Source organism: uncultured Nitrosomonas sp. (genome assembly GCF_902826915.1).
Classification (GTDB): Bacteria; Pseudomonadota; Gammaproteobacteria; order Burkholderiales; family Nitrosomonadaceae; genus Nitrosomonas.
Window position 1 is genome coordinate 1 of record NZ_CADEGP010000086.1, and the last position, 10,792, is coordinate 10,792.

The window sequence follows — 10,792 nt, forward strand, 5'->3', positions numbered from 1 at the left end:
TAGGCGTTCCCGCTTTTCGGCCAGGGTGGTACTTTGGGTTTCAATGACCGCATCTAGACGCTTCATCTCACTGTCGAGATCTGCAATCTGTTTCTCGATTTCAGCTTTTTTCTTAACCTGGGCCTGCCATGCATTCAGCCGTGCTCTGAGTGACTCAAGCAGTGATGAAACTTGCATCTCGGGGATTTCCGTGATGCCAAGCAGCAGGAGTTTGGCAGAGACGGCCTGCCTGCGTGCGGTAAAATCAGCACGGAGTTTTTCCAGACCTTCCTTCACCTCGGCAAAGGATTTCTCGGCAGCCTTCTTGTCATTAGCCGCTGCTGTCTCCTGCTTTTCACCCTCCGTCAGATTCTTACGGGCCGTGACCTCAGCTTCTTCAAGTTTCTTGATAGCGGCTTCCTGATCCTCAGCCTTGCTGATCAGTTTGGTGAGTGCTTTAATCTTCTGTTCGGTTTCATCGGGAACGGGAACATTGCCTTCCGCGAATGGGTGCTCTGTCGCACCACAGAGTGGACAGGGTTTGCCATCTTCCAATTTGGCCCGGTGGTCTTCAAGCTCCGCTATTTTCGTCAGGAAGGCCATTTCACGAAGCAGAGTTTCTTTCTCGGTGCGGTATTCACGCAACAGCCGATCCCCCAGCAACTGGCTTAATGCATCTTTACCTTGCTGAAGCCTTATTGATGCGTCGTCCAGCTCCTGCTTCCGAGTGCGGCATTGCTTCTGGCAGTCATCAAGTGATTTTGTCACCCGTTCCAGAGTCGTCACGGCTTTTTCTTGATTGGCCTCTTCTTGAACGATTTCTTTTTGCTTGGAAAGCAGGCCATCCAATTGTTCTTCAACACCGGCCAGACCGCTGATCAGCCATTCATCCTGTGCATGCTCCTTGAGATAACTGTCAACAAGTTCCAGAGTTTTTTGGGCCTCGGAACGTTTTTCTTGCACTTTAAGAAGCTGTCTGGTAAAATATTAGACGCATTTTGCAAGTGTTATTTTCATCATGGCGATTCGAATCATGTTTTCGGCAGTAGCCGGCAAGATTTCGAAATCCTTGGATAAACGGCGAAAGTTACCAAGCCAGGAAAACGTGCGCTCGACCACCCACCGCTTCGGTAAAACAGCCCATTTACCTTCGATTTTCTCTGAAATGTGCAAAGCCAGGCCTAGCCCATTAACTACGAAATCAACTGCTGTACCTCGATAACCGGCATCCCCTGAGAATGCTTTGAGTGAAGGGTATTTATCGATGACACCTTCCAGCACTGTACAAGCGCTTTTGGTATCGCTCACATTGGCAGCATGAACTTTGACGTGGAGTAAATTACCGAGAATGTCTACCACGATATGCCGCTTGTGACCTTTAACTTTTTTGCCACCATCAATTCCTCGTTCTTCGCTGGCGTACTGAGTTTTCACGCTTTGTGCATCAATGATGCCATAACTGGGTACGGCACAGCGTCCAGCTTTTTGACGAGAAAAGAGCGTCAACTTATCCAGGCATTCCTCCCAGACACCACGCTTGTTCCACCGGCTAAAATGATCGTAAACAGTCTGCCAGGGAGGAAAATCGTTCGGCATCAGCCGCCACTGGATACCGCCTTTGACAACATACAGAATGGCATTCACAATGGTTCTTTTGCTATGTTTGTGACTATTGCCACGTTTGCTGACAGGATCAAACTCTTTTTTATCAAGTTCCATTCCTCATTATTTATATCCGTTTTGTATGACATCTCTTAGCTTGTTATCAAAATCCTTGATTCTAATGGAAATCGTTTTGCCAGACAGCTTCTAAAGAGTAGTGGGTGACGTAGTCAACAAATTCCAGGAACACCAATTAAGCAATTTTTCTCATTTTACTGCCTCTGCTTCATATTGATTTGAGCTTTTGTATCGCAATATCGGGGTCAGGTCGCGAATCAAGAAAAATAAGAGTAACGATTGAGGTTATTGTTTGCAAGAATCCCAATCACCGCTTTTATTTTTCTTTATTCTCGACCTGATGTTTCGTTCAGTCTCGCACTGGCGCCTTCTTTGATCATCACACCACCGAAAAACTCAACCGACCATGCTGCCTTTCTTCATAGCTCATCAACACACCTCGCGCGCCTCAGGTTTCTAATTTTCTAGGCTATCCATCTGTTTTAGAAGAGGATTTAAAAAGAGAACGATCGGTATACTTTTTGCGATAAGTGTGCTAGAATGACAATCAGTAAAATATTTTTATCAGGCAGATAAGGGGAATTCATTTCCACCACCTGCGCTCATCATGGAGACTTAGCTATGATTAATTCAACCACCGACATTATCGTGAATGGACTCGACCTGAAACGGATATGGGCAGCGCTCGATTCGATCAAAGCAGATGACAAAGGCGATATCGCTAACCCTGGCTACCGGGCGACAGTTGAGTGGGACAGCGGCTTTCATAGCACCACGCACACCACCGATGGCCAAGTGGTGCTTTCCGATGAACCCAAACGCTATGGCGGGGAAGAAATGGGCGCCACACCGGAAGATTTACTGCTGGCAGCTGTGGGTGCTTGCCTGGTCAATACTTATATCGCCGCTTTATCAGCCGCCCGCATCCATGTGGAATCCCTGCGCATGAACGTTTCGGGCCGAGTCAATTTCCGGACAGCCTTTGGTCTGGAGGCAGGCACGCCTGGTTACGAAAATATCAAAATCGTTGTCGATATCCAGACCGATGCCCCGGAAGAAAAGGTCATCGCGCTAATGGAAAAAGTATTTCCAACCGCGCCCATCCCGGACACGATCATGCGACCGGTGCCGATCGATGTCGAGATTGTTCACCACGCTGAAGCAACCGCAACGCATGCTTCCTGAGTACTTCATCCGCGCATCGGGATTTATGGCAGCCAGTCGCGTGCATTTTTGAGCATGAATAACTGCATACCAAACAAGGTGAACTATGAAAAATAATGATATTCACGATGTAGCCGTGGTCGGCGCAGGCCCGGCAGGATTGTCAGCCGCCTATGAGCTGGCCAGAGCGGGCCTGGAACCGCTGGTACTGGAACGCACCGCTGCGGTGGGGGATGTCTGGCGCAATCACTATGATGGCGTACGCCTGAATTCCGGCCGCTATTTCTCGGCCTTGTCAGGCAGCAAATTTCCCCTCTCCGCCGGCTCCTGGCCTTCGCGCGAGGAAGTGGTGCGCCTGCTGGAGACCTTCCCTGAGCGGGGAGGATTTACAGTACAAACAAACATCGATATCAAACAGGTCAATTACGATCCCGACCGCGACCTGTGGATCATCACCAGCATTGATGGCAAACGTTTTGAATCACGCGCTGTGGTCATGGCCATTGGCGGGTGCCGCATTCCAGTCATACCCAAATGGGAAGGCATGGAAACTTTCCCCGGCGAGATCATTCACTCCTCGAAATTCAAGAACGCTCAAGATTTTTCCGGCAAGCATGTGCTGGTCATCGGCACCGGCAATTCTGCCGCCGAAATTGCCAGCAGGCTGACCGAACACGCCAGTCATGTCACCGTATCGGGCAGAACGCCCCCGCATATCCTGCCTAAAAGCGTTTATGGCATTCCACTGATCGGTATTGGCGTATGGACCCGCTACTGGCCCGGTACTATCGTGGATCGCATATTGAGCTTCCTGCAGCGCAGCATGATCGGCAACCTGAGCGCGCATGGTCTTCCCTATCCGACCCTGCCACTCTCCAAACAATACGCCATCAACAATGTCGTACCCATTCTCTATCGTCCTTTCGTGGACGATGTCCGGGCCGGCCGGATCAGAATCGTTGGTCCGATCCAGAAAATCACCGGGCGAACCGTACATGTCCTGCGCACGCTGACAACCGATCCCGGCAGCACCCATTCACTCACGACGCTGGAGCCCGATGTCATCATCGCGGGCACAGGTTTTCGCACCGGAATTTCCAAACTGGTTCAAGTGCCAGGCATCACCGACGAGAATGACAGATCGGTTATTTCGGGCGACCAGGAGTTCAAGGACGCCCCCCGCCTCTACTTCATCGGGCAAGTAAACCCATTAAGTGGTCTGCTACGGGAAATCCGTCTCGAGGCTGGCAGAATCGCAAAAAAAATCAAACAACAATTGGCGGCGGGACGATAATGGAAATTTTCAATCAAGCTTCGCTGCCGCTCTGAAGGCGAAGTACCCAATCGATCATTGCTATGTTAGACACCGGAACGCAGGCACGACCCAGACATCATTCACGGAAAGAAACCAATAAAAGAAAATTGCTGCAGACGGCCTGCCGCCTGTTTTGCAAGGAAGGCATACATGCCACGGGCATCGCCAGAATTATCGAAGAATCAGGCGTATCCCGCCGCACGCTGTATCTGCATTTCGGCTCGAAAGAAAACTTGCTCAAGGCAGTATTCGAGGCTGAAGCAAGTATCTGGTTTCGCTGGTTCGATCGGGATTTGCCGCAAATGCATTGCTCTCCCGTTGAGCGTATCCTGGCCTTGTTTGATCTGATGCAGAACTGGTTCAAAAGCGAGGATTTTTACGGCTGCGTGTTCATCAATGCGGTCGCCGAGCACGATAAGGGTAACAGTTGGATACAGGAAATTGCCAACCGGCACGGCGAAAAAATCAATGCCAGGCTGCAAGCAATGGTTGCGCAAAGTGGTATACAGGATCCCGAATTGGTCACGAAGAAATTGAGCCTCCTGATCGATGGCACCATCGTAACCGCGATGGTGACCGGCAATGGCGAAGTCGCCCATATCGGACGACTGACTGCAGAGGACATCCTGCGCAGCGCCCCTTGCACCAACAATCAGGCAACAAAGATGCACTCAATTTAAAAGAGGAACACCACCTTGAACTGGTCATTAAATTTGGACAAGAGGATACCCACACCTCTACGCATTTTGCTGAGGGGTGCCGGACAGGTCGTTTTCTGTAACAACGCCGTCACAGGATTGATCGTACTGGCGGCATTCTACGCAGGCGGAACGATCACAGGGCTGGCTGCAACCGTTGGCTTGATCAGCAGCACTGTGACTGCTCATGCCTGCAGATTCTGCAAAGCCGATATCGAAGCAGGATTATATGGCTTCAACGGTGTGCTGTCAGGCGCCTGCCTCTCAATATTTCTTGAACATACGCCCCAGCTCTGGCTCTATATTGTATTGGCATCCATGCTGTCGAGCCTCATGTGGGCAGTTCTGACCAGAATGCTCCAGCTCTTTAACATGCCAGCCGCAACTTCACCATTTGTCCTGGTCAGCTGGGTATTTCTGGTAACGATCTACGCCTTCGACAGCTACGCACTTGGCCCAGCGTTACCCGCAGCAAGCATGCAGTTAGCCGTCATGGATATAGGTACCCTCCCTCTGGAAACATGGTTCACTGCACTGGCAAGAGGCATAGGCCAGGTTATCTTTACCGACAATACGCTTGCCGGCGGCATGCTTCTTACCGGAATTGCCATCGCCTCCCTGCGCGGCGCGCTGATGGTGATTGGCGGCGCTTTCATCGGGGTTGTCGTACCCGCAATACTCGGCGTCCATGCAAGTGCTATCGAGGCGGGACTCTATGGATTCAATCCGGCCCTGGTCATGATTGCAATCGGCTGGGTTTTTCTCGAGCCCAGTGCCAAAAGCGCCTTGCTGGCGATCCTGGCCGGTATTCTGGCCGTGCTGTGCCAGGCAGTATTATCTAGTCTACTGACACCCATGGGCCTGCCTGTTCTGGCATCTCCCTTTATTCTTACCTTATGGGTAGTCCTGTTTATTGCGAGTAAATCCAGATACTGGTTTTCGGCAGCAATGAGTTAAGCAAATTATCCCCTTTTCGATCCCAGCAAACATTTCCAAGGAGGAGTTTATGACTGCAATCTGGCAAAATTTATCGATACATACCCGGCGTCTTATGATTGCTATCAGTACGCTAATGGTCATTATTCTGATTGGAATGCAGTTCCACGTAAGTTCTCAAGGCGACATGTCGGAAACATACCCAAAAGGGTTTCGTGGTGGTACTTGCACAATTGAGTCTGATACATTGTTAATTGGTTATTCTGCCTATTTTATTCCTAAAGACTATGAAATACCGCAGGATGCCTTAAGTGCAATGTCTGTTCCCATTTTATGTGGAAAAGTACCCAGCCCAGGCATACTCAGTATCACCATTGACTTACTGTATCCTGTTTCCGTACGTGAGCGATCGGTGGCACTCAGCCTGTTCAGGGAGGCTGATGGCAAATTGGGGAAAGCGCTTTTTTCAATTCCCGCAAAAAATTATCATTCAGGCAGTATTTCTCTTGAGATTCACGTTGATGAACCGGGAGAATACGTGCTTCATCTTTCTGGCGTAGATGAGAATCAGCTGGATTTTAGATTAGTAATTCCGATCACCGTAGGTTCGCGATGGTACGAAGGCATCGTTCAGTTCTGGCCTTTACTTCTGCTTTGCGCAGCAGCTGTCTCTTTTTATAATTTTAGACGAATAATTGATTAATCTCCTTTTGCTGCCAACTTATGTTAGCAGGGTGTGTAGAAGAAATTATTTCTTTTTTCGATTTAGCACCCTGCAAGCTTCCGTATCAATAAAACCAGCCATATACTGGTAGATCAAGCGCTGGTATTGTGCGGCATATCGATGTCTTGAGTGGGCAACAATCCAGTTCGGTCCGCCGTGACCCTGCAGTGTGGCTTATCGTTTGCAATATCGAAATCATTATTCCAGTGAAATGGCTGCAGGTTTTCCAGGGAATCTGGACTGCCTGGCTTAACATTTACGATCTTCCAACCATATTCTGACTTCACATTATTATATTGTTGCCGGTTTATCCACGCGCCACATTGGTCCTTGCGCCACTCGGATGTATCTTGCTCCAGCATCCCTCGTCCTTTTTCCCAGACTGCCTGTACCAGATTCTCATCAATGGGTAAATTCCAACAAAGGTACGTAATGCGTCATTCACTGTTTGCCTCCTTTTTTACTTTACCTCTGCTTCAAGTGCTAGTTTTGGCATTTGAATACCTACCGTATCTTGCAGTTTTTCCTCTGAGAAATCGTATACTCCCAGCAAATTAATATGTAACCAAGTAATAATAGAACCGTTTGCCAGTGCCTCTTGCAGCGCGGTTTTATACGCAGGATCATTCGTGTCAGATAGTTTCTGAATTAAGTACAGATAATTCCAGCAAATGATGCAGTTTTTAATCAACCGCTTGCAACTTTCTGCGACTTCTTGCTCTTGCTTCTCAGTCTCAATCAGCTCTCGAGGATTGCCTACCGATACTGCACGGGTGAATTTGTGAGAATGCTCGATCTTGTTCAGCTGTTTCTCAATGGCTTGGCGTAGAGCTACATCATCAATGTATCGCAAGATGAACAGCGATTTAATGATCTGACCAAATGCTTTGAGTGCTTTGTACAAGGTGTGTTGCTTGGAATAGGAATTTAGTCGTCTGAATATGTCTGATGCAGTAGTTTCTTTGAGTTTAATTGTTGTAATCATTCGTAAAATATCATCCCAATGGCGGATAATCAGATCAGTATCAATATAGCCTGATGGTTGAATCTTCCAGTTTGAACGATCAATGTGCCGATGATTTTTAAACAGATACAGCTGCTGTTTCTTCAGGTTCTTGATTCTCGGAGCATAAGAAAATTCCAGCAAATGTGTTGCGCCAAAAATAACCTCGCTGTAACCATGAGTATCAGTAGAATGAATATCACTTTTAATGACATCATTGTGCATCAAACCGTCGATAACAAAAGCACTTTCCCGCTCAGCGGCACTGAATACGGTGGAATACCATAAGATATTACGCTCATCAATAAAGCTATAGACACTGCTGGCTAGATCTTTTCCGGCATACTTGAATGAATAGCTGGCATTCAAAGAATCATTTAAAACCTCAAATTTCTGGCCATCACTGGACGTATGCAGCTGATCGGGAGTACGTCGATAACAATTGGGTAATCCCATCTGATCAATCAATGCCACAACACGATCATTGGCAGCACGAGTACCCTCAAGTGAGAAAAACCAATTAACTGTGCGCTCCAGCTCCGATTCATTGATCGCCTGTGAGATGCGGGCCATTTTCGGTGTGCCAATCTCGCAACCCAGACCGATGATACCGGCAAAAAAAGTCTGCTTTTTTGGACGCTGATGGTGATAGCGCTGTTGCCAATGTTGGAATTCGTTCAAAAAACCACTATAACGATCGACAGTAGCCATTACTTCCAGTAATGACACATATTGTCGTTCAGGAAAAAAATTGCGTAGCGGCTCTGCATCTGCACCATGTGATTCTTTTTGTGGCGTTTTTAACTGAAAACGTCCCTTAGCATCGAAACTGACCAAAGTATTGTCACCGGTTGCGATATGCTGATTAGTCACTTGGTATTGCTGCAATAGCGCTTCATCTAATTGCTTCAGTACTTGCTCAGAATCAACAAAATCTAGTAGTCCCGCTCGTTCCAGCAGAATGTATTTCTCTTGTTGCCAGCGACCCTTGCTGATCAAATAATCGTCCAGTGGACGATATTTATAAGAATGATGTAAATTTACAGTGCCGGATTTTATGCCATTTTGCACATGTAGAAACAAAAATGCTTTGTATAACGACACGCGAAAGCGCTCACCAGTTGTGACTGCTGTATATTCCTCCTCAGTCAGAAATGAAACCGGTGCAGTTTTATCAATGCGGCCGTCATTGTTTCTAAAGTGATTCAAGGCTGCCAGCAATCCTTGCGCTGCCGGTTCGCACTGAAATGTGAGCACTTTGAGAATCGGACTGACACGGTTTTGCAAACGCAGAGAACGCGCTTCAAGAATTTGGTAATAGTCATCCTCATTTAACTGTGTTACCAACTTATCCCGTAGATTTATCAAGTCTTGTTGATCTTTGGGTAATAATGCTTCGATCCGATTCACTTTTTCCGCATCGGTCAGCGCTTCATCCTGTATGACGGTCTGAATCTCTGATACTAAGCTCAGCCAATTGCTATTGATGTAGCGCAGCAATTTATTTACCACCTGATTGCGCTCTACCCGTTGTGCATAACGCTGTTCTTTATGCTCACGCTGAGCGCCGTTTTGATAGCTCTTAATGCTGTTTAGTAACACATCAACTAGATTATCTTGCAGACGATAATACTGGTGAGCAATAAACGCCAACAAATGCAAATAACGGTCTTCATCACGCCGTCGGGTGATCTGAAAGATTTCTGATTTCAACACACTATTGGCGTAATAACGGATTCCATCACGGTTTAAGTCCAGTGCTCGCAGGGTCGATTGGAACTGGCCATACAATTCTCCAATCAACACCAAGTCAACAACGCGTTCTTTGATTTTTGCTGGACGTGCTGATTGCGACAATTTTTTTAGCAGAGTCAGTCGATAAGCCGAAGTTGCTCCTGGGTGTTGTTCACCGAATACAGGGGTTTGCTCAAACAGGGCTTCCAATGCTTGTTTAGCTTCTGAGGATAGTTGTTGTTGAATGATGTTTACTAATTGATCTTTACGTCGATTGATCACTGCTGTAATTAAATCAGTCAAAGTGAAACAACCCGGCAACTGCACCTTTTCCCGTATCAGCAAATCAATGCAGCGCCAGAAGATCAAACGAGGCTTTAACTGAGAACGTACCATAATATTAATTTCTTCGTTTAAAAATGCTTTGGCTTGGCTGCTAAAAGCTTGATAACCGTAATACTTGAGTATGGTCTGTTGATGTTTCTGACGAGTACGATCATTGTATTCATGCAAATTAACCAATACATCTGGCAATCCCAGTTTTTGGGTAACATATTCAACATCAACCGCTCTAAACTCGTTAGCTGCAAAAAATTTTTTAGTCGCTAGAAAATAACCGCAGCTAATCAGAAATCCGACCTGATGTGCCGGCGATCGCAAGCCTGATACCATGTGATAAAGAGTGTCAGAGAAATAAAAGTACTTTTTACGTTGAAGGGAGTTAAATGTCGGTGGAAAATCAAAATCGTACCGTTCAACAGTATTGAGAATACGCATTCGCGGCATGATGACCTCCTTGCTGAGGTAAAGAAAACGGTGGTTTGTTTTACTTGCTCAAAAAATCATTATTTGTTTCCTAAATAGCGGGATTTTAGGTAATATACCCGGTAAAGAAATCAAGGTAAACAATAATGTGCTATATAATGAGTTTCTTTACTTATTTGCCATGCTGATCGGTTATGCACGAGTATCGACGGATGATCAAAAGTCTGATTTACAGGAAGATGCCCTCAAAGCGGCAGGGTGTGAGAAAATAATTGTAGATAAGGTTAGTGGAGTTAAAACTGAACGCTCTGGTCTGACACAGCTCAGTGAATTACTACGTAAAGGTGATACATTGGTAGTTTGGCGATTAGATCGTTTGGGTCGTTCTCTGAAAGATTTAATTGAATGGGTTAATCGTCTGGAGCAATGGGGTGTAAGCTTTCGGAGCCTTGAAGAATCAATCGATACTCGATCAAGTAGCGGAAAGTTAATCTTTCACATCTTTGGTGCTTTAGCAGAGTTTGAGCGTAATCTGATCGAAGATCGTACGCGTGCAGGGCTTGCAGCAGCTCGTGCTAGGGGCCGCAAAGGCGGTCGACCTAAATCGCTAGATACCACTAAACGCCAGTTGACGGTTGAACTGTATCAAGAAAAGAAGCTACCGATCAAAACAATCTGCGAAATGATGAATATCTCGAAACCAACACTTTATGCGTATGTGAAGGATTCTAACGAGAAAAATAAGCAATCTTAAGAACGAATGACGCATTACGTACCTTTGTTGGAATTTACCC

General features: G+C 46.7%; 9 protein-coding genes and 1 pseudogene. 6 read left to right on the forward strand and 4 right to left on the reverse strand.

The window, feature by feature from the left end:
- Positions 1-942 (reverse strand): annotated as a pseudogene (locus QZV86_RS12340) (chromosome segregation protein SMC); the annotation flags it as partial.
- A 24-nt stretch (positions 943-966) separates the two neighbouring features.
- Positions 967-1,698, reverse strand: coding sequence for an IS5 family transposase (locus QZV86_RS12345; RefSeq protein WP_207896489.1), 732 nt, complete (start codon positions 1,696-1,698; stop codon positions 967-969).
- A gap of 582 nt (positions 1,699-2,280) precedes the next feature.
- Here QZV86_RS12345 and QZV86_RS12350 point away from each other — a divergent pair.
- The 5 genes from QZV86_RS12350 to QZV86_RS12370 all read left to right on the forward strand — a co-directional run bounded on the left by QZV86_RS12350 (position 2,281) and on the right by QZV86_RS12370 (position 6,475).
- On the forward strand, positions 2,281-2,844 hold the full coding sequence (locus QZV86_RS12350; RefSeq protein ID WP_107790320.1) for an OsmC family protein: 564 nt from the start codon (positions 2,281-2,283) through the stop codon (positions 2,842-2,844).
- 85 nt (positions 2,845-2,929) lie between these two features.
- Positions 2,930-4,117, forward strand: coding sequence for an NAD(P)/FAD-dependent oxidoreductase (locus QZV86_RS12355; protein ID WP_110341106.1), 1,188 nt, complete (start codon positions 2,930-2,932; stop codon positions 4,115-4,117).
- Between the two features lie 62 nt (positions 4,118-4,179).
- A complete protein-coding gene (locus QZV86_RS12360; protein WP_110341108.1) occupies positions 4,180-4,818 on the forward strand; it encodes a TetR/AcrR family transcriptional regulator in 639 nt (212 codons plus the stop codon).
- A gap of 15 nt (positions 4,819-4,833) precedes the next feature.
- Entirely contained in the window at positions 4,834-5,793 is a 960-nt protein-coding gene (yut, locus tag QZV86_RS12365; RefSeq protein ID WP_107790321.1) for an urea transporter, read from the forward strand.
- A gap of 49 nt (positions 5,794-5,842) precedes the next feature.
- Complete coding sequence (locus tag QZV86_RS12370) at positions 5,843-6,475, forward strand: hypothetical protein (RefSeq protein WP_107790322.1); 633 nt, start codon at positions 5,843-5,845, stop codon at positions 6,473-6,475.
- A gap of 113 nt (positions 6,476-6,588) precedes the next feature.
- Here the strand turns inward: QZV86_RS12370 and QZV86_RS12375 are convergent, their stop codons facing one another.
- Both QZV86_RS12375 and QZV86_RS12380 read right to left on the reverse strand, forming a co-directional pair.
- On the reverse strand, positions 6,589-6,858 hold the full coding sequence (locus QZV86_RS12375; RefSeq protein WP_110341110.1) for a hypothetical protein: 270 nt from the start codon (positions 6,856-6,858) through the stop codon (positions 6,589-6,591).
- A gap of 98 nt (positions 6,859-6,956) precedes the next feature.
- Positions 6,957-10,019 (reverse strand): Tn3 family transposase, encoded by a 3,063-nt coding sequence (locus QZV86_RS12380; protein WP_110341112.1) that lies wholly within the window; start codon positions 10,017-10,019, stop codon positions 6,957-6,959.
- Between the two features lie 160 nt (positions 10,020-10,179).
- Between QZV86_RS12380 and QZV86_RS12385 the strand changes: the two genes are divergently transcribed.
- Positions 10,180-10,752: a recombinase family protein gene (locus QZV86_RS12385; RefSeq protein ID WP_110341114.1), complete on the forward strand. Its 573-nt coding sequence runs from the start codon at positions 10,180-10,182 to the stop codon at positions 10,750-10,752.
- The last annotated feature ends 40 nt before the right edge of the window (positions 10,753-10,792 follow it).

What these genes read in the sequence shown, in the direction of transcription:
- QZV86_RS12345 (WP_207896489.1), bottom strand. Translation starts at nt 1,698, where the DNA reads ATGGAACTTGATAAAAAAGAGTTTGATCCTGTCAGCAAACGTGGCAAT.
- QZV86_RS12385 (WP_110341114.1), top strand. Translation starts at nt 10,180, where the DNA reads ATGCTGATCGGTTATGCACGAGTATCGACGGATGATCAAAAGTCTGAT.
- QZV86_RS12350 (WP_107790320.1), top strand. Translation starts at nt 2,281, where the DNA reads ATGATTAATTCAACCACCGACATTATCGTGAATGGACTCGACCTGAAA.
- QZV86_RS12370 (WP_107790322.1), top strand. Translation starts at nt 5,843, where the DNA reads ATGACTGCAATCTGGCAAAATTTATCGATACATACCCGGCGTCTTATG.
- QZV86_RS12355 (WP_110341106.1), top strand. Translation starts at nt 2,930, where the DNA reads ATGAAAAATAATGATATTCACGATGTAGCCGTGGTCGGCGCAGGCCCG.
- QZV86_RS12375 (WP_110341110.1), bottom strand. Translation starts at nt 6,858, where the DNA reads ATGCTGGAGCAAGATACATCCGAGTGGCGCAAGGACCAATGTGGCGCG.
- QZV86_RS12380 (WP_110341112.1), bottom strand. Translation starts at nt 10,019, where the DNA reads ATGCCGCGAATGCGTATTCTCAATACTGTTGAACGGTACGATTTTGAT.
- QZV86_RS12360 (WP_110341108.1), top strand. Translation starts at nt 4,180, where the DNA reads ATGTTAGACACCGGAACGCAGGCACGACCCAGACATCATTCACGGAAA.